We start from the raw sequence: 19395 nt of genomic DNA on the forward strand, positions 1-19395 counted from the left end.
GCCCGCGACGGCCCCCGGGCCCCGCCCGGGGCTCCGTCATGCGCCGTTTACCCGGATTTGCGATCATATCGGCATGGGCCATACCGGCCTCGACCGCCGGCGTGCATGCAAAAAACCCCTGACCTCATCATCTGCGAGCACTGCGACACCGTTTACCGGCGGCGCCACCTGGCACGGGGCGAAGTCGCCCAGTGCGTGCTCTGCGGCGCCGTGCTCGAGCGGCATCAATGGCTTGGGATCGACGCGCAGTTCGCGCTCATCGTCGCGGCGGCCATTGTTTTCGTGGTGGCCAACGTCACGCCCATCGTCACCCTGGGCTTCTCGGGCATGCTCGCCGATACCACCCTGTGGGGCGCGATCATCGCCATGTGGAACGACGGCGCCCAGATCGTGGCCGCCCTCACGGCGCTCACCCTGTTCTTCTTCCCGCTGGTGCAGATCGCCCTGTTCGGCTGGGTGCTGATGTTCGCCCGCCACGGGGACCGGGCGCCGGCGTTCGGGCTGGCCATGTCCACCCTGGTCCGGATCAAGCCGTGGAGCATGATCGAGGTGTTCATGCTGGGCGTGCTGGTGGCCGTGGTGAAGGCGCATACGTACTTCGACGTGGTGCCGGGGGCGGGCGTCTGGGCCTTCGGGTTCCTTACCGTGCTGGTCACGGTGTTCTCCAGCCACGACCCGCGCAACCTGTGGGACCTGACCCGGGAGGCGCGCCGATGAGCGAGCTCCCGCGCGCGCAGGACCTGGGCATCATGGGTTGCCATGTGTGCCGCCTGGTCACCACCTATAGCGAAAACCCCCACGCCCATTGCCCGCGGTGCCATAACCCGCTGCATCCGCGTAAACAGGGCAGCATCGCCCGCGCCTGGGCGCTGCTGGTGGCCGCCGCCATTTTCTACATCCCGGCCAACGTGTTCCCGATCATGCGGACGCAAAGCCTGTTCAGCAAAGACGACAACACGATCCTCAGCGGCGTGTTCGAGCTATGGCGGAACGGCTCGCCGGACCTTGCGATCATCGTCTTCACGGCGTCCATCGTGGTGCCCGTGCTGAAGTTCCTCATCATGGGCTACCTGCTGGTGTCCGTGCAGCGCGCCAGTGGCTACGGCCCGAGGCAGCGCGCCAAGCTATACCGTTTCGTCGAGCTGGTGGGCTACTGGTCCATGCTCGATGTGTTCGTGGTGGCGATCCTCTCCGCGCTGGTGCACTTCAAGGTGCTCTCGCGCGTGGAGCCGCTGCCTGGCGTGATCTATTTCGGCATTGTCGTCGTGCTGACGATGCTGGCGGCGATGAGTTTCGACCCTCGCCTGATCTGGGATAAAAGGAAATCGCAATGAGCGACACCCAAGAAGGAAAGACACCCGAAGGCGAAGACCTGCCGCATCCGGAGGTGCGCCGCTCGAAGATGGGCGTCTCGCTCATCTGGCTGGTGCCGATCATTGCCGCGCTCGTAGGCATCTCGCTGCTGGTGAACCACTACATCTCGGCCGGGCCGCAGGTGACGGTGACCTTCCTCACCGGCGAGGGCATTGAAACCGGCAAGACCCAGGTCAAGTACAAGAACGTGGTGATCGGCAAGGTCACCGCCATGCGCCTGTCCAAGGACCGCACCCATGTCCGGGTGGTCGTCGACCTGGAAAAGAACGCCTCCGAATTCGCCACCAAGGGCACCCGTTACTGGGTGGTGCGGCCGCGCATCGGCGCCGGCGGCGTCTCCGGCTTCGACACGCTGCTGTCGGGTGCCTTCATCGGTGCCGACACCGGCACGTCGGATGAGGACCAGAGCGACTTCACCGGCCTCGAAACCCCGCCGGCCGTGACCCACGGCGCGCCGGGCCGCCGCTTCCAGCTGCACACGGCCGACCTCGGCTCGCTGGATATCGGCTCGCCGGTGTACTTCCGCCGCATCCAGGTGGGCCGCATCGTCTCGTACGAACTGGACAAGGACGGCAAGGGCGTGTCGCTGCAGCTGTTCATCGACGGGCCGAACGATCGCTTCGTGACCAAGGACTCGCGCTTCTGGAATGCCAGCGGCGTCGACGTCTCGCTCGGTGCCGACGGCCTGAAGCTCAACACCCAGTCGCTGGCCACCGTGGTGGCGGGCGGCGTGGCCTTCCAGGACTCGCTGGGCCCGCACGACGAAACACCCGCACCCGAAATGAGCGAGTACACGCTGTTCGCCGACCAGGCGACGGCGCTGGCGCCGCCCGACGGCCAGCCACGCTACATCCGCATGCGCTTCGAACACTCGCTGCGCGGCCTCAACGTGGATGCGCCGGTGGAGCTCCTCGGGGTGAAGGTGGGCAAGGTGGTATCGGTCAACCTCGACTACGACCCGGCGTCGAAGACCTTCCCGGTCGTGGTGGGCGCACTGGTGTATCCGCAGCGCCTGGGCAAGGCCCACGACAAGCTGGCCGAAGTGCTCGGCGGCGACAAGGAAACCCTGTTCCCGCGGATCATGAAGGGGCTGGTGGAGAAGGGCGTGCGTGCGCAGGCGCGCTCGGGCAACCTGCTCACCGGCCAGCTCTATATCGCCATGGACTTCGACCCGAAGGCGCCCAAGGTGGCCTTCGATCCGAACGCGAAGCCGCTGCAGATCCCGACCATCGCGGGTGATTTTGACCACCTGCAGGAGCAGCTGTCGAGCATCGTGGACAAGGTGCAGAAGATTCCCTTCGACAGCATCGGCCAGAACCTCGACGGCAGCCTGAAGGAGCTGAAGGGCACGCTGCATTCGGTGAACACCGACCTGCTGCCGGAAGCGAAGAAAACCCTGCAGGGCGTGAACCGCACGGTGGGGACGGCCAACGACGCGCTGAGCGAGAACTCGCCGTTGCAGCAGAACATCGGCAACACGCTGGAAGAATTGCAGCGGACGGTGCGCTCGGTGCGCGCGTTCACTGATTACCTTGGCCGCCACCCGGAAGCGCTGCTGCGCGGCCGTGGCGCCGACGCACCGCCGCCGGCCGTCGCGCCGACGACTCCGAAGCAGGGCAAGGAAGGACAGCCATGATGACTCTCACCCGCCACGCCGCCACGGCGCTGATGGTCGCCGCGCTGGCCGCGTGTTCCTCGGCACCCGTGCATTTCCACACCCTGGTACCGCCCGCCGCCACCGTGGCGGCCCCGGCGGCCCCGTTCTCGATCGACCTGCTGGCGGTGGCCGTTCCCCCGCAGGTGGACCAGCCGGCGATGGTGCTGCGCTCGGGCAGCTCGTCGGTGAACGTGCTGGACGGCGAGCGCTGGGCCTCGCCGCTGGGCGACGAGATCCGTGCGGCCCTCTCGGCTGACCTGTCCTCGCGCCTGGGCACGCACGATGTGCATGGCCTGCCGCGGGCGAAGGATGCGAAGGTGGTGGCCATCCAGGTGGATGTGCGGCGCTTTGATTCGGAGCTGGGCGGTAGCGCGACGCTTGAGGCGGCGTGGTCGGTGCGTACGGGCGAGCAGTCGGCGAGTTGTGCGTCGCGCGTGGCGGAACCGTCGGGCGGCAGCTACGACACCCTCGTGGATGCCCACCAGCGCGCCCTTGGCCAGCTGGCGGACCAGATTGCGGCGGCGAGCCGGGCGGTGGCCGCGGGGCAGGGCGGCGCCTGCCGCTGAGGGCTCGCCTTTGGCGTCGCGCTGAGGAAGCGGTTCATTCGCTGAAGCGAATGCATGTGACTAGCGGCTGACGCCGCCTTGCTCTTGCGGGTTTCGCGGGGCGGGGACGGCAAGGCCCCTGGGGCCGCCGGACGCAGTCCTTGCGGAGCGGGCCGTAGATCGGTTTTCGCGAAACCCGATCACTGAGCGGCCCTCTGCTTACGTCGGCCCCAGGGGCCTTGCCGCCCCCACAACCACCCATCCGGTTCAGTGCCGCACAAGCTTCACCGCCGCTTTGTAGCAACTGTGTTCGCGATCAGGCGGTGGCCGACATGGCCATCGCCTCTCGCATCCGCGCGTTGAGGATGACGATCAGTTTGCGCATGACGGCGACCAAGGCGAGCTTCTTTGGTTTGCCACGACCGATGAGGCTTTCGTAAAACGGCTTCAGCAGGTGGTCGTAGCGGGCTGCCGTGACGGCCGACATGTACAGCGCCGAGCGCGGCCCGGCCCGACCACCCCACGTGGTGCGCCGGCCGGCGAAGAGCCCACTATCGCGGTTAAGTGGCGCCACGCCGACCAGCTTGGCGATGGCCTTGCGGTTGAGATGGCCCAGTTCGGGCAGTTCGCAGATCATCGTCGCGATCATGACGGGACCTACGCCCTTGATGGTCTGGGCGATCCGGGCCTGCGGGGTGTCCTTGATGAGGTCGGAAATGACCTGCTCGACGCGGTGCAGGGCTCGTTCCATGTATTCGATGTGTGCGTCCAGATCGGCGCGAAGCATCGGATCGATGAGCTGCCGCCGACGTTGCTTTTCCGTGGCGATGTTCTGCACCAGGTGGTCGCGTCGCGACTTGTATTGCCGCAGTTTGGCGGCGTCCGCATCAAGCGGCTGGAACGGCACGAGATCGATCACGCTGGCCACGTGGGCTAGCGTTTTGGCATCGATCCGGTCGGTCTTGGCCAATTGCCCCGTGGCCCGGGCAAAAAAGCGGGCCTGCCGCGGGTTGATCCGCCGCATGGGAAGGCCTGCATCATGTAGCGCGCCCAGGGCACGCTGCTCATAACCACCGGTGGCCTCCAGAACGACCTGGCCGGGCCCGTACGGCTTCAGCCACCTCACCAGCGCCCGCCAGCCAGCAGCACCGTTATCGAATCGCTTCACCTCGTTCCGCTGGAACACCGCCACGTCCAGATAGGCCTTGCTCACGTCCACGCCCGCGCCGATGCCGTTCATCTCGATCTCCGCTAGCCTAGGGATGTCGAGAGCCCTTCCCGCCGGGCCCAGCCTTATTTCCGAGCGCCTACTCGGGCAACTGTTCGGGCGTTTGGCGGGAAGATCCGGCGTGGCGACCTGGCTACAGGGCGATCGGTCGATCCAGGAGCGCAACGGTCGGCCACGCCGGCTCTCGACACCTACTTTGGACCGATCGGGACAAATAAGGAGCGCACCTTGTGCGCGAAATCTTCTGCGAAAACGCAAAGCCCCCCCCGATGTGACTTAGCGCGCTGCGGCAATGGCGTTAGCCGAAACGACCGGCGCATCAGTGGTCACCATGGCCCCCATGGTCAGGACGCAGGCCAGCACGGCAGCGGCGAAGAAGGTCTTCAGCAGGAAGGTTTCAGCGTTCATGGTCGTCTCCTTGAGGTTTTGGCAGATGGGCGTTTTTGCCCTTTGCCAGAGACGTTGCATCGGCCGTGCCAAACCTTCAGATGCCCCACGAACGGCGCTACCAAGCCATTTCCACTTTGGGTCTACCACGATCACAGGTTGTCCGCGGACGAACGAGTGTCCGACGCAGCTTCAACGGACGCGGTACACCCGCTCTCCCCACACGCAACCTCAGCGTTCGGGAGAGTCCTCGGTGCCCACCCTCGAGGCGAGTTTAGTGTCGCGAGGGGGCTGGAAGGATCAGGCCCGCAGGGGGTGGGCCATGGATGGCCCAGCGTTTTCGCCACGACAGGGAATGTCGTGTCGAAAACCCCCGCCCAGCCACCGGTTCGCGGCCGTAGGCCAATAAGAAAACCAGCCGCGTAGCGGCTCTCCTTTTCGAACGCAGAGCGTTGTCTGAGCAGCGAGGGTGGGCACCGAGGGCTCTGTGCCGAAGGCTCCAAAGGTTGCCCCCCAATACCCTCTGGGATAGTCTCCCGCGATTGACCGTCGCATTTTCCCGCGCGGCCACCCGCGCACCCCATCCGGTACCAGACACCATGCAGGACAGCCACGACCAGGCCACGCGCGAGCAGGGCGGTTACGCCCCCGACGCCGTAGAAACCGCCGCCCAGCGCTACTGGAGCGACACCCGTGCCTTCGAAGTCAGCGAAGACACCGGCAAGCCCAAGTACTACTGCCTGTCCATGCTCCCGTACCCGTCCGGTGCCCTCCACATGGGCCACGTACGCAACTACACCATCGGCGACGTCATCAGCCGCTTCCAGCGCCAGCAGGGCAAGAACGTCCTCCAGCCCATGGGCTGGGACGCCTTCGGCCTGCCCGCTGAAAACGCCGCGATCAAGAACAAGACCGCGCCGGCCAAGTGGACCTACAAGAACATCGAACACATGCGCGAGCAGCTCAAGCGCATGGGTTTCGCGTACGACTGGACCCGCGAAGTCACCACCTGCCGCCCCGAGTACTACCAGTGGGAGCAGCAGATGTTCACCCGGCTCATGAAAAAGGGCCTGGTGTACCGCAAGAACAGCGTCGTCAACTGGGATCCGGTGGACCAGACCGTGCTCGCCAACGAGCAGGTCATCGACGGCAAGGGCTGGCGCTCGGGTGCCGTGGTCGAGAAGCGCGAGATCCCGCAGTGGTTCCTGAAGATCACCGCGTACGCGCAGGAGCTGCTTGACGGGCTGGACACCCTGCCGGGCTGGCCGGATGCGGTGAAGACCATGCAGCGCAACTGGCTGGGCCGCTCCGAGGGCCTGGAAATCACCTTCGAGGTGGACGGCCAGGCCGAGCCGCTGAAGGTGTTCACCACGCGCCCGGACACCCTGATGGGCGTGTCGTACGTGGCCGTGGCCGCGGAACACCCGATTGCCACGCGCGCCGCCGAGGGCAACCCGGGGCTCGCCGAGTTCATCGAAAGCTGCAAGTCCGGTGGCGTCTCCGAAGCGGAACTGGAAACCCAGGAAAAGCGCGGTTACTACACCGGCGTGGATGCCGTGCACCCGATCACTGGCGAAAAGGTGCCGGTGTGGGTCGCCAACTTCGTGCTGATGGGCTACGGCACCGGCGCGGTCATGGCCGTGCCGGGCCACGACCAGCGCGACTGGGAGTTTGCCCAGAAGTATTCGCTGCCGATCAAGATGGTGGTGGTGAGCCGCGGCGTGGTCGACGCGCTGGCCGAGCTCAACCGCGACCTGGCCAAGGGCGACGGCGTGGTCGATGCCACCCAGCACGCCCTCGACGGCGGCAGCACCGACGCCTATGCGCCGTCGGCCGCCGTGGAAACCGTGAAGGCGTTTGAATACGCCATCCAGGAAAACGCGGCATTTACCGACGACGGTTACCTGGTGAATTCGGGTGAGTTCGACGGCCTGGACTTCGACGCGGCGTTCAACGCCATCGCAACAAAGCTCGAGGGCCTCGGCCGTGGCGAGCGCCGGGTGAACTGGCGCATCCGCGACTGGGGTGTCAGCCGCCAGCGTTACTGGGGCTGCCCGATTCCGGTCATCTACTGCCCGCAGTGCGAGGCGGTGCCGGTGCCGGAAGACCAGCTGCCGGTGGTGCTGCCGGAAGACGTGGAGTTCTCCGGCGTGCAGTCGCCGATCAAGGCCGACCCGGAATGGCGCAAGACCACCTGCCCGAACTGCGGTGGCCCGGCCGAGCGCGAGACCGACACGTTCGACACCTTCATGGAGTCGAGCTGGTACTACGCCCGCTACACCAGCCCCGGCGCGAACGCGCAGGTGGACGAGCGCGCGAAGTACTGGACGCCCGTGGACCAGTACATCGGCGGTATCGAGCACGCGATCCTGCACCTGCTGTATTTCCGCTTCTATCACAAGCTGATGCGCGACGAAGGCCTGGTGGCCAGCGACGAGCCGGCGACGAATCTCCTGTGCCAAGGCATGGTGATTGCCGAGACGTATTTCCGTAAGGAAGACGACGGCCAGTTCACCTGGTTCAACCCGGCCGACGTGGACGTGCAGCGCGACGAGCGCGCGCGCATCACCGGTGCCACGCTGCGTTCCGATGGCAAGCCGGTGGAAATCGGCGGCATCGAGAAGATGGCCAAGTCGAAGAACAACGGCGTTGACCCGCAGGCGATGATCGGCAAGTACGGCGCCGACACCGTGCGCCTGTTCTCGATGTTCGCGGCACCGCCGGACCAGTCGCTGGAATGGAACGAAGCGGGCGTGGAAGGCATGGCCCGCTTCCTGCGTCGCCTGTGGCGTGATGTCACCACGCATGCTGAAGGCGGCAAGGGGCAGGGCGCCAACGCCGCGGGCGAGGCGGCACGCAAGACGCTGCGCCGCCAGCTGCACGAAACCATCCAGAAGGTCACCGACGACATCGGCCGCCGCCAGTCCTTCAACACGGCCATCGCCGCGCTGATGGAATTGCTGAACGCGCTGAACAAGTTCGACGATGCCAGCGAGGAGGGCGTGGCCCTGCGCCAGGAGGCCTTCACGGCCGTGGTGCAGCTGATCAACCCGTTCACCCCGCATGTGTCGCATGCCTTGTGGCAGGCCCTCGGCCATGGCGAGGCGCTGGTCGAAGACGCCGGCTGGCCGGCCGTGGACCCGGCCGCCCTGGTCCGTGACAGCCTGACCTACGCGGTGCAGGTAAATGGCAAGCTTCGCGCTACCATCGACGTGCCGGCCAACGCCTCGAAGGACGAGGCAGAGGCCATGGCTCGCGCGGTGCCCCTCGTGGCCGCCCAGCTGGAAGGCCTTACCGTGCGCAAGGTGATCGTCGTGCCCGGCAAGATCGTCAACATCGTCGCAGGATAACCATGAGCCCCAACGCCTTCCGTGTCGCCCTGGTCGTCGCCGCCACCGCCCTGCTGGGAGGGTGCGGTTTTCATCTGCGCCAGTCGGCGGCCTTGCCGCAGGGCATGGATAAGGTGCATCTCACGGTAGTCGGGGGCGGGCGCCTGGAGCGCGAGTTGTCGCGCGCGATCGAAAACTCCAACGCCGTCGTCGTCGACAAGCCCGGCGCGGGGATTGCCGAGCTGGCCGTCACCTCCAACTCGTTCCGTACCGACTCGCTGACCGTGAGCGGTACGGCGCGCGTCACCGAATACGCGGTGCGTTACCACGTCGAGTTCAACGCCAAGGCCCCGGATGGCACCTTGCTCGTGGCGCCCCAGCAGGTCGATATGTCCCGTGAGTTCAGCTACGACGCGACCAACACCATCGGTACCGCGGCGCAGACCGAAGAGCTTCAGCGCAGTCTGATCAGCGACATGGTCCAGTCGATCCTGTTCCGCCTGCAGGCTGCCCGTAACCACCCGCCGGCGGCCGACGTCGCGCCGGCGCCCGCCGCACAGTAAGGGGCGCACGCGCGGTGCCCATGCAGCCCGCCTTCTGGCAGAAGCATCTCGCCGGCGACCGGATGGCGCCGGTGTACCTCCTGGTCGGCGAGGAGCTGCTGGTGCTCGAAGCCGCCGATGCGTTGCGCGCCATGGCGCGCCGCCTCGGCTACAGCGAGCGCGAAGTGCTCGAGGCCGACAGCCGTTTCGACTGGGACGACCTGGCCCGCTCGTCCGCGGGCCTTTCCCTGTTCGCCACCCAGCGCCTGCTCGACCTGCGCCTGGCCGGTGGCCGTGCGGGCAAGGACGGCGGTGCGGCGATTACCGCGTTCGTCCAGGACCCGCCGCCGGACACCACGCTGCTGATTTCCGCCACGGAGTGGAGCAGCAAGCACGAGGGTGCCTGGACGAAGGCCGTGGACCAGGGCGGCGTCCAGGTCGTCTTCAATGCACCGCGGCCCAACGAATGGGGCCAGTGGATCAGCCAGCGCATGGCGTCCCGTGGGCTCCAGGCGACGCCCGATGCCGTGGCGATGCTGGCCGAGCGGGTGGAAGGCAACCTGCTCGCCGCCGCGCAGGAAATCGACAAGCTGGTGGTCCTCGCCGGCGACCGCCGGCTGGACGCCGCCACGCTGGAAGGCCTGGTGGCCGACAGCGCCCGCTTTGACGCCTTCAAGCTGACCGACGCCGCCTTCGCCGGGGACGGCGGGCGCGCCCTGCGCATCCTTGCGGGGCTGCACGCGGAAGGCGAGGAACTCATCGCCCTGATGGGCTGGCTGGTGAACCAGCTACAGCTGGCCCTGCGCCTGGCCAATGCCCGGGACTTCGCCGCCCAGGCCAAGGTCGAGCGGCTGTGGCCTGCCCGCGAGCAGCTGTTCCGCAAGGCGCTGCGCCGCGCCCCGCGGGAACACTGGATGGCCTGCCTGGCACGCGCGGCCCGGATCGACCGCATGGCCAAGGGCCGCGAGCAGGGCGATCCGTGGCTGGAGGCCGAGCGCCTCGTCGCCGCGGTGGCCGAGCCGCGCGCCGCGGCGGCGTTCACATGAGCCATCCCCGGCCCCTCGCCATCCTGGGCGGCACCTTCGACCCGGTTCACCACGGCCACCTCCGGGCGGCCTGGGAAGCGGCCGAGGCGCTGGATGCGGATGTCCGGATGGTGCCCGCGCGCACCCCACCGCACCGGCCCCCGCCGATCGCGGATGCGGCCGGCCGCGTGGCGCTGCTGCGTGCCGCCCTCGAAGGGCAGGACCGCCTGGTGCTGGATACGCGCGAACTCGAACGCGACGGCCCGTCCTACACCGTCGACACCCTGGCCTCGCTGCGCGCCGAGCTGGGCCCCGAGCGCCCGCTGGTGCTGCTGGTGGGTGCGGACGCCTTTGCCGGCCTGTCCGCCTGGCACCTGTGGCGCGATCTGTTCGGGCTGGCGCATATCGGCGTGCTGACCCGGCCGGGCGGCGGCCACGCACTTCCGGCAGATCTCGAGGCTTTCGTCTCCGGGCGCCGGGCGGACCGGGTGCACGGGCCGGCCGGCAGCGTGGTGGATATCGCCATTACCCCGCTGGACATCGCCGCCACGGCGATCCGCGAGTCCTTCGCCGGCGGCGGCGAACCCCGCTACCTCATGCCCTCGGCCTGTTTCGACGATCCGGCCCTGCTGGAGCCTTACCGCGCCCTCGGCCGGTGATTTGACGCGTGGCCTCCCGGCGGGCGCTATACTGGCCCCGCACCGGCACTCCGCCGCACGAGGTTTTCGTATCTTGAGTTCGTCCGCATCCCGCAAGGCCAAGTCCGCCGCCAGCAACGAGCAACTCCGCAAGCGCGTGGTCGCCGCCCTCGAAGATCTCAAGGCCAAGGACGTTCGCGAAATCGACGTTCGTGGCAAGACCTCCATCGCCGACATCCTGTTTATCGCCTCCGGCACCTCCGCGCGCCACGTGAAGTCCATCGCTGATGAAGTGGTGAAGTTCGCGAAGGAAGCGGGCTTCATGCCGCTGGGCGTCGAAGGCCAGACCGAGGCCGAATGGGTGCTGGTTGACCTGGGCGACATCATCGTCCACGTCATGCTGCCGCGTATTCGCGAGTTCTACGGCCTCGAGCGCCTGTGGACGGTGGGCGACGACGCCCACGACGCCGCCGCCAACGACTGAGCGCGCCGTGAAGGCGCGCCTCATCGCGGTGGGCGAGCGCATGCCCGCATGGGTGGCCGAAGGGTTTGCCGAATACCGCAAGCGGCTCTCGCATGAGCTGCCGCTTGAACTGACCGAGATCAAGCCGGGCGTCCGCGGCAAGGGCCGAGACGATGCCCGTGCCATCGCCGATGAAGGCGTCGCCATCCTGGCGGCGCTTCCCCGGGATATCCATGTCGTGGCGCTCGACGGCCGGGGCAAACTCTGGTCCAGTGAAGAACTTGCCGCCCAGCTCGAACAGTGGCGCATGGGGGGCCGCGACATCGCTTTCCTGATTGGTGGCCCCGATGGCCACGCGCCGGACGTACTGGCCCGCGCCGACCAGCGCTGGTCGCTGGGCCCGCTGACCTTGCCGCACATGCTGGTGCGCCTGGTACTGGCTGAACAGTTGTATCGCGCCACCACCCTGGTGGCCGGCCATCCTTACCACCGCGCCTGAAGGACTGCCCGTGCTCTATCTGGCTTCGCAATCCCCGCGCCGTCGTGAACTCCTCGGCCAGATCGGCGAAGACCACCGCACGCTGGACGTCGACGTGGAAGAGATTCGCCAGCCCGGCGAAGCCGCTAAGGCATACGTAAGCCGCGTGGCGCGCGACAAGGCCCGCGCGGGGTTCGCGCGCGTGGCCGGTGAAGCCGGCGCGCGCGTGCTGGGTGCCGATACCGAGGTGATCCTCGGCGACGAGGTGTTCGGCAAGCCGCGCGACCACGACGATGCCGTTGCCATGCTGCGCCGCCTCGCCGGGCAGGAGCATCGTGTCCTGTCGGTCGTGTGGCTGGTGGAGCAGGGCGCCGAGCGCTGCGCCGTCTCCGAGTCCACGGTCCGCTTCGCGCGGCTTAGCGAGGCTGCCATAGGCGCCTACGTGGCCAGCGGCGAATGCATGGGCAAGGCCGGCGCATACGCGATCCAGGGCCGTGCCGCCACATTTATCGAGCATCTCGCCGGGAGTTATTCCGGCGTGATGGGTCTTCCTCTGTACGAAACTTCGCAGCTTCTGCAGGGTCAGTGACATGTGGTCTCAGCGCAGCTATAAAGCGCGATGACTTAAGGAAAAGGGGCGCCGGTGAGCGAGGAAATTCTGATTAATGTCACGCCGCGTGAGACGCGGGTGGCTATCGTCGAAAACGGCATGCTCCAGGAAGTGCACGTTGAGCGCGCAACCAAGCGCGGTTACGTGGGCAATGTCTACAAAGGCCGCGTCCAGCGCGTGATGCCCGGTATGCAGGCGGTCTTCGTGGAGATCGGCCTGGACCGTGCCGCGTTCCTGCACGCCTCGGATATCGTGCGCCCGTCGCTGCCGGCCACCGATGCCGCGGACGGCGGCAAGTCCAACGGCCACGGCCCGGTGCCGTCGATCAGCGAACTGGTGCATGAAGGCCAGGAAATCGTCGTCCAGGTGGTGAAGGACCCCATCGGCACCAAGGGTGCTCGGTTGTCCACGCATCTCTCCATCCCGTCGCGCTACCTCGTGCTGCTGCCGCATTCGAAGACCCTGGGCGTGTCCGTGCGCATCGAGGAAGAAGCGGAGCGGCAGCGCCTGAAGGACATCATCACGCCGCTCATTGGCGAGAATCACCTGGGCTACATCGTCCGCACCAACGCGGAAGGGCAGTCGGAGGAGTCGCTGGCGTTCGACGTCACCTACCTGGGCAAGGTCTGGCGCGTGGTGCAGGAAAACATCACCAAGGCCAAGGTGGGTGAGCGCGTGTACGAGGAGCTCTCCCTGCCGCTGCGCTCCCTGCGTGATTCGCTGAACGACGGGATCGAGAAGGTGCGCGTCGATTCGCGCGAGACCTTCGAGAAAACCGTCAAGTTCGTGCAGAAGTTCATGCCCGTGCTCTCCGATCGCATCGAGCACTATTCCGGTGAACGGCCGATCTTCGACCTGTACGGCGTGGAAGACGAAATCCAGCGCGCGCTGCGCAAGGAGGTGCCGCTGAAGTCCGGTGGCTACCTCATCGTCGACCAGACCGAAGCGATGACCACCATCGACGTGAACACCGGCGGTTACCTCGGCACGCGCAATCTCGAGGAAACGGTGTACCGCACCAACCTCGAGGCGGCGCAGGCCGCGGCACGGCAGCTGCGCCTGCGCAACCTGGGCGGCATCATCATCATCGACTTCATCGACATGGTGGATGACGAGCACAAGCGCCAGGTGCTGCGCATGCTGGAGAAGGGCCTCACGCGCGACCACGCGAAGACCACGGTCTATCCGATGTCGGCGCTTGGCCTGGTGGAAATGACCCGCAAGCGCACCACCGAAAGCCTGGAACGCCAGCTGTGCGAACCGTGCCCGGCGTGCAGCGGTCGTGGCGCGCTGAAAACGGCCGAAACCGTCATCTACGAAATCTTCCGCGAGATCACCCGCGCGGTGCGCCAGTTCAACGCGCAGAAGCTGCTCGTGATGGCCAGCCCGAAGGTCGTCGGTCGCATCCTCGAGGAAGAGTCCGCGGCGGTGGCGGAGCTGGAAGAATTCATCGCCAAGAGCATCCGCTTCCAGGCGGAAGAGCACTATTCGCAGGAACAGTTCGATGTTGTCTTGCTGTAAGCACCGGCTTCAGCAGCGGACCCGGCGGTGATGTCGGGTTGGCGCCACCGCGCCCGACGCCTGCGGTTCTTCGTGTTGGGCCTGGTTGCAAGCGTGCTGGTCGCGCTGGCGATCGTGATGGCGCTCAGCCAGCTGCTGCTGCCGCTGGCGGCGCATTACCCGGAGCGCGTTGCGGCGCTGCTCAGCGAAAAGCTGCACAAGCCCGTGCGTTTCGCATCGCTTGAAGGGTTCTGGCGGCCGTCAGGGCCGTTGTTCGTCATGCGTGACGTAACGATGGGCGGCGCTCCCGGCACGGCCCCGCTGCGCTTGCCGCAGGCGGCGGTAAAACTCGATTTCGGTGCGCTGGTGCTGCCGTCGCGCCACCTGATCAACCTGCACCTGCAGGACCTGCGCCTGGGCCTGCGACGCGGGCCGGACGGTCGCTGGAGCATCGATGGTTTCGCCGCCGGTGGCACGACGCAGAAACTGTCGTTCGGCAACATGTCGGTGGACCTGTGGCTCACCAATACGCACCTGGATATCGCTGACGAAACCACGCACCGCAACTACGGCCTGGTGGCAGACCAGCTCCGCCTGAGCCTGCAGGGCCAGTTGGTCCGCGTGGGCGGCACGCTGCGCCGTGAAAACGCCGCCGGCGTGCTGTCGGCGGCCGGCCGGTTTGCCGCGGATGGGTCCAGCGGGCAGGTGTACGTGAAGGGCGTGGATGTGGATTTCGCCGCGCTCAGCGGTGATTTCGAGGCGGGTGGTTACGCGCTTGCCGGCGGCAAGGGCCGGTTTGAACAATGGCTGGACTGGCGCGACGCGCGAGTGGTGCGCGGGATCGCCAGCATCGACCTGGACAACCTCGCCATACGTGGCCCGGCGCGCACCGTGCGCACGGCCGGGCTGCACGGTACCGTGGTGCTGCACCGGTTCGCCAACGGCCAGCGCATCGACTGGGCCGGGCGTGACGGCAGCGACGCCGCCATCGTGCTGCGCACGGTGGGCGATCACAGCGAAGGCACGCTCGTGGGCCGCAAGCTCGAACTCGCGCCGCTGGCGCCGTGGGCTGGCCTGCTGCCGCAGGTATCGCCCGCGCTGGCGCGCTGGCTGGGCGAAGGCAAGCCGCACGGCCGCTTCGATGAGCTGCGCGCGGACTGGAACACCGTGGATGGCCTGCGCTTCGCCCATGCCGCGTTTTCGGGCCTGGGCATCGACGCCAGCGGCAAGCTGCCGGGGCTATCCACGCTGGCGGGCGAACTGAACGGCGATAGCGAAGCGATCGCGCTGACGCTGCCGAAGCAAGCCACGACCATCGATGCCACGGGCGTCTTCCGCAAGCCGTTCGTGATGTCCGCGCTCGGCGGCGACATGGCCGTGTACAAGGACGACGACGGCTGGCACATCGGCATGGATTCGCTGGATTTCCGTGGCGAAGGCTTCGGTGGCCAGGCGCGCGGCGAACTGGTCCTGCCGCCCGGCGATGGCGGCGCCTTCATCGACATGTACGTGGCGCTGGGCGAGGGTGACGTGCCTGCCGCCAAGCTGTTCTGGCCGATCCATTCCATGTCGGAGAGCGCGCAGAACTGGCTCAATCGCGGCCTGGTCTCCGGCCATATCGAAGGCGGATCGGCCTTGATTCGCGGCAACCTGCGCGATTTCCCGTTCCGGAACCAGGAGGGGCGGTTCGAAGCGCGTGCGCTCATCGACGACCTGGTGCTCGACTACGGCACGGGCTGGCCGAAAGCCGAAGGGGTCACGGCCGTCGCCAACTTCATCGGCAACGGCATGTTCGTCGAAGCCAGCGAGGGCCATTCGCTCGGCACGGCCGTCAGCTCGGCGACGGCGGCGATTCCTGATTTCGCTGACGGCGTGCTCGACCTGCGCGTGAGTGGCGCGGGCACCGGCGGCAGCTTCCTGGACTTCATCAAGAGCAGCCCGATCGCCAGCAGCAGCCGCGAGGAGATCGACAAGATCAAGCTGGGCGGCACCGGCGAATTCGGCTTCAACATGCTGTTGCCGTTGAAGGACGCCCGGGAGTTCACGCTGGACGGCAAGGCCACGCTCAAGGACGCCGACCTCGTCGCCGATGCGTGGAAGCTGCGCCTGGACAAGATCAGCGGCCCCATGTCGTTCGACGGCAAGGGCTTCACCGCCACCGGCCTCACCACCCAGTTCCACGGCCAGCCGGCCAGCCTGGATCTCGCGATTGCCGGTGGCACCGGCGATCCGGCCAAGGTGCTGGGCGCCAGCGTCACCGGCGCGTTCACCGTGGAAGAAATGGTCGCCGACTATCCCGACCTGAAATGGCTGGCGGACATCGCCAAGGGGCGGGGCACGTTCCGCATCGGCTTCGACCTGGTGCACGCGGGTGTGAAGAACGACCTGACCCAGACACTCAGCGTCGATTCGGACCTGCGTGGGGTCGAAATGCTGATGCCGACGCCGGTGAAGAAGCCGGCAGCGCAGGCGTTGCCCTTGTCCGTCCGCCTCGGCTTGCCCGTGGACGGCGCGCGCCTGGACCTGGCGCTTGGCGACGTCGTGCGGGGCCGCCTGCGCCTGGCCAACGGCAACACGCCGCTGGCAGCCGCGTTCAACCTGGGTACCACGGTGCCTGACGTGATGCCGGCCCAGGGTTACCTGTTCAGTGGCCACGCCGCAAAGCTCGACGTCTCCGGTTGGGTCCAGTACGTCGTGGGCATGTCGACCGGGTCCAGCGGCCCGGGCCTGACCGGCCTGGACCTGACCACCGATGATGCGGAAGTCTTCGGCCAGCACTTCAGCAACATGCATATCGTCGCGCGCCCGGGCCCGCGCGAGCTCAGCCTGCGGGTGGATAGCGACGGCATGGCGGGCGCGATGACGGTGCCCAACGACGACCTGCGGAAGCGCGGCATCACCGCGCGCATGGAGAAGCTATGGTGGCCTGCCGCCGACGACGCGGCCGATGCCGCCGCGAAGGGCAGGGCCAGCGCGGGGCAGGCGGCGACGGCCGCCGTCACGGTGGCTCATGCGGAAGACGCGAAGGACGCGGGCGCGAAGAAGCCCGCGGCCACGAACGAAGCCGGTGTCGCCCCCTCCAGCCTGCCGCCGCTGCACCTGCAGGTGAGCGACATGCGCCTGGGCAAGGCGCGCCTGGGTGATGCGCGCCTGGAAACCTGGCCGACGGACGAAGGCCTGCATGTCGACCAGCTGCGTGCCCAGTCCAAGAACATCCAGGTCACCGCCACCGGCGACTGGAACGGCGACGAGAAGAACAGCCACACGCACCTGTCCATGGACTTCGCCTCCGAGGACGTCGCGCGCATGCTCGATGCGCTTGGCTTTGCGGGGATCATGTCCGGCGGGCGCACCGAGGCACGCCTCGATGCCACCTGGCCAGGCGGCCCGTCCGCGCTGGCGTTGGCCAACATGGACGGCACGCTCAACATCAATGTCGCCAACGGGCGCATCCTCGAAGTGCAGCCGGGCGTCGGCCGCCTGTTCGGGCTCGTATCCATCACCGAACTGCCGCGGCGCATGGCGCTCGATTTCGGCGACGTGCTGGGCAAGGGTTTCGCCTTCGATGCGATCACCGGCGATTTCCGCTTCTCGAACGGCAACGCGAGCACGCAGAACCTGAAGATCCGGGCGCCCGCGGCCGAGATTTCGATCACCGGCCGTGCCGGCCTGAAGGCGCGCGACTACGACCAGGAAGTGCTGGTGGTGCCGCACCTGGGCAACAGCCTGCCCGTGGTCGGCGCGCTGGCCGGCGGCCCCGTCGGCGCCGCCGCCGGCCTCGCCGTGCAGGGGCTTCTGGGCCATGGCCTCAACCAGGCCGCGCGCAAGCGCTACCACGTCACCGGCAGCTGGGATAAGCCGGTGTTCACGCCGCTGGACAAGGGACCGCCGTCCGCGGCGGCGCCCACACCGGCGCCAGCGGCCCCACCCCGGCGCTGACGACCGGCCACGCGGCGGCCGCATTAGGCTTGGCCGCCCCGGGGCTTTAAGCTGAACCCCCACGCCCCCACGTTTTGGGGTCTACGTCTCTTCTACCGGCAGCCTTGATGGATTCCCTGATCACCCTCGCCGAACGTCGCCTGCTCACCCCGGGCGGCCTGGCTTCCACCGACCTCGACCGCGTGTTCTCGCAGCTGATGGGCCCCTCCATCGACTTCGCGGACCTGTACTTCCAGCATTCGCGCAGCGAATCCTGGGTGCTGGAAGAGGGCATCGTGAAGGACGGCAGCCACTCCATCGAGCAGGGCGTGGGCGTGCGCGCCATCTCGGGTGAGAAAACCGGCTTCTCGTACTCGGACGACATCGTGCTGCCGCAGCTGCTCGAGGCCTCGCGCGCCGCGCGCGCCATCGCCCAGGGTGGTGCCGGCGCGGGCAAGCCGCTGGCCATCGCCACGGGCCGTGGCCTGTATCCGGCCATCGATCCGGTGGAAAGCCTGCCGAACGAAGAAAAGATCGGTCTCCTTCGCGAAGTGGACGCCTACGCCCGCTCGCGCGATCCGCGCGTCAAGCAGGTGGTGGTGAGCCTCGCCGCCACGATGGACACCATCCTGGTCGCCGCCTCCGACGGCACGCTGGCCGCCGACGTGCGCCCGCTGGTGCGCCTCAACGTGCAGGTGATCGCCGAGCAGGGCGGCCGTCGCGAGCAGGGTCACTCCGGTGGCGGTGGCCGCTACGGCTACCGCGAACTGCTGGAGAACGGCCGCGCGCACGCGTTCGCCGAGGAAGCCGTGCGCCAGGCGTTGGTCAACCTCGAAGCGGTGGATGCCCCTGCCGGCACGATGACCGTGGTGCTCGGGCCGGGCTGGCCGGGCGTGCTCCTGCACGAAGCGATCGGCCATGGCCTGGAAGGCGATTTCAACCGCAAGGGCAGCTCGGCCTTCGCCGGCCGCATCGGCCAGCGCGTGGCGGCGGAAGGCGTCACCGTGGTGGACGACGGCACCTTGCCGGGTCGCCGCGGTTCGCTGAGCATCGACGACGAAGGTACGCCGACCGAGTGCACCACGCTGATCGAGAACGGCATCCTGAAGGGCTACATGCAGGACAAGCTCAACGCACGGCTGATGGGCGTCAAGGCCACCGGCAATGGCCGCCGCGAATCGTTCGCGCAGTTGCCGATGCCGCGCATGACCAACACCTACATGCTCGCCGGTAACCGCGAACCGGAAGAAATCATCCGTTCGGTGAAGCGTGGCTTGTACGCCGTGAACTTCGGCGGCGGCCAGGTCGACATCACCAACGGCAAGTTCGTGTTCTCCGCCAGCGAGGCGTACCTCATCGAAGACGGCAAGGTCACGCGTCCGGTGAAGGGTGCCACGCTCGTCGGTGCGGGCCCGGAAGTGCTGACCCGCGTCTCGATGATCGGCAACGACCTCGCGCTCGACGAAGGCGTGGGTGTGTGCGGCAAGGATGGCCAGAGCGTACCGGTCGGCGTGGGCCAGCCAACGCTGCGTGTCGACGCGATGACGGTAGGCGGTACGGCGGCCTGATGCCGTCGTATCCGCGGCTGTCTTGACTGAATCCGCCATGCGTGTGACAAGCGCGACCTGTGTCACGGAACGCGTGCGTACGGTACGAAAAGCCTCAATTGGGGTGGATTTAGTATTGTGATCGTCATTGCTG

At 67.4% G+C, this 19395-nt stretch carries 16 protein-coding genes; 14 read left to right on the forward strand and 2 right to left on the reverse strand.

Annotation, left to right across the window (positions count from 1 at the left end):
• Nucleotides 1–105: 105 nt before the first annotated feature.
• Genes FIV34_RS05590 through FIV34_RS05605 form a run of 4 tightly spaced genes read left to right on the forward strand, consistent with a single transcriptional unit; the run spans nt 106 to nt 3597 of the window.
• Nucleotides 106–717, forward strand: coding sequence for a paraquat-inducible protein A (locus tag FIV34_RS05590; protein WP_139980472.1), 612 nt, complete (start codon nt 106–108; stop codon nt 715–717).
• The gene (locus tag FIV34_RS05595; protein WP_139980474.1) at nt 714–1334 is read left to right on the forward strand and encodes a paraquat-inducible protein A; all 621 of its coding nucleotides are present in this window, start codon (nt 714–716) and stop codon (nt 1332–1334) included. Before FIV34_RS05590 ends, FIV34_RS05595 begins: the two co-directional genes overlap by 4 nt.
• Nucleotides 1331–3010: a PqiB family protein gene (locus tag FIV34_RS05600; protein WP_139980476.1), complete on the forward strand. Its 1680-nt coding sequence runs from the start codon at nt 1331–1333 to the stop codon at nt 3008–3010. The genes FIV34_RS05595 and FIV34_RS05600 overlap by 4 nt, the downstream gene beginning before the upstream one ends.
• On the forward strand, nt 3007–3597 hold the full coding sequence (locus tag FIV34_RS05605) for a PqiC family protein (RefSeq protein WP_342777382.1): 591 nt from the start codon (nt 3007–3009) through the stop codon (nt 3595–3597). Before FIV34_RS05600 ends, FIV34_RS05605 begins: the two co-directional genes overlap by 4 nt.
• 295 nt (nt 3598–3892) lie before the next feature.
• Here the strand turns inward: FIV34_RS05605 and FIV34_RS05610 are convergent, their stop codons facing one another.
• Entirely contained in the window at nt 3893–4816 is a 924-nt protein-coding gene (locus tag FIV34_RS05610) for an IS110 family RNA-guided transposase (RefSeq protein WP_139980478.1), read from the reverse strand.
• A gap of 264 nt (nt 4817–5080) precedes the next feature.
• Complete coding sequence (locus FIV34_RS21320; protein ID WP_281286830.1) at nt 5081–5212, reverse strand: hypothetical protein; 132 nt, start codon at nt 5210–5212, stop codon at nt 5081–5083.
• Nucleotides 5213–5790: 578 nt separating this feature from the next.
• Between FIV34_RS21320 and leuS the strand changes: the two genes are divergently transcribed.
• The 10 genes from leuS to tldD all read left to right on the forward strand — a co-directional run bounded on the left by leuS (nt 5791) and on the right by tldD (nt 19262).
• Nucleotides 5791–8541 carry a leucine--tRNA ligase gene (gene leuS, locus FIV34_RS05615; RefSeq protein ID WP_139980480.1) on the forward strand — a complete coding sequence of 917 codons (2751 nt, stop codon included), beginning with the start codon at nt 5791–5793 and terminating at the stop codon, nt 8539–8541.
• Nucleotides 8542–8543: 2 nt separating this feature from the next.
• Complete coding sequence (locus tag FIV34_RS05620; RefSeq protein WP_139980482.1) at nt 8544–9083, forward strand: LPS-assembly lipoprotein LptE; 540 nt, start codon at nt 8544–8546, stop codon at nt 9081–9083.
• Nucleotides 9084–9103: 20 nt separating this feature from the next.
• Complete coding sequence (gene holA, locus FIV34_RS05625) at nt 9104–10108, forward strand: DNA polymerase III subunit delta (RefSeq protein WP_211352716.1); 1005 nt, start codon at nt 9104–9106, stop codon at nt 10106–10108.
• Entirely contained in the window at nt 10105–10746 is a 642-nt protein-coding gene (nadD, locus tag FIV34_RS05630) for a nicotinate-nucleotide adenylyltransferase (RefSeq protein WP_139980486.1), read from the forward strand. Before holA ends, nadD begins: the two co-directional genes overlap by 4 nt.
• Nucleotides 10747–10819: 73 nt before the next feature.
• The gene (gene rsfS / locus FIV34_RS05635) at nt 10820–11209 is read left to right on the forward strand and encodes a ribosome silencing factor (protein ID WP_139980488.1); all 390 of its coding nucleotides are present in this window, start codon (nt 10820–10822) and stop codon (nt 11207–11209) included.
• A gap of 7 nt (nt 11210–11216) precedes the next feature.
• Complete coding sequence (rlmH, locus tag FIV34_RS05640) at nt 11217–11687, forward strand: 23S rRNA (pseudouridine(1915)-N(3))-methyltransferase RlmH (RefSeq protein ID WP_139980490.1); 471 nt, start codon at nt 11217–11219, stop codon at nt 11685–11687.
• Between the two features lie 10 nt (nt 11688–11697).
• Entirely contained in the window at nt 11698–12255 is a 558-nt protein-coding gene (locus FIV34_RS05645) for a Maf family protein (protein WP_139980492.1), read from the forward strand.
• Between the two features lie 54 nt (nt 12256–12309).
• Nucleotides 12310–13797, forward strand: a complete 1488-nt coding sequence (gene rng / locus FIV34_RS05650; protein WP_139980494.1) for a ribonuclease G — start codon at nt 12310–12312, stop codon at nt 13795–13797.
• Nucleotides 13798–13827: 30 nt separating this feature from the next.
• Complete coding sequence (locus FIV34_RS05655) at nt 13828–17715, forward strand: YhdP family protein (protein ID WP_139980496.1); 3888 nt, start codon at nt 13828–13830, stop codon at nt 17713–17715.
• Between the two features lie 107 nt (nt 17716–17822).
• Complete coding sequence (gene tldD / locus FIV34_RS05660; protein WP_139980498.1) at nt 17823–19262, forward strand: metalloprotease TldD; 1440 nt, start codon at nt 17823–17825, stop codon at nt 19260–19262.
• Nucleotides 19263–19395 lie beyond the last annotated feature (133 nt).

Source organism: Luteibacter pinisoli, assembly GCF_006385595.1.
Taxonomy (GTDB): Bacteria; Pseudomonadota; Gammaproteobacteria; order Xanthomonadales; family Rhodanobacteraceae; genus Luteibacter; species Luteibacter pinisoli.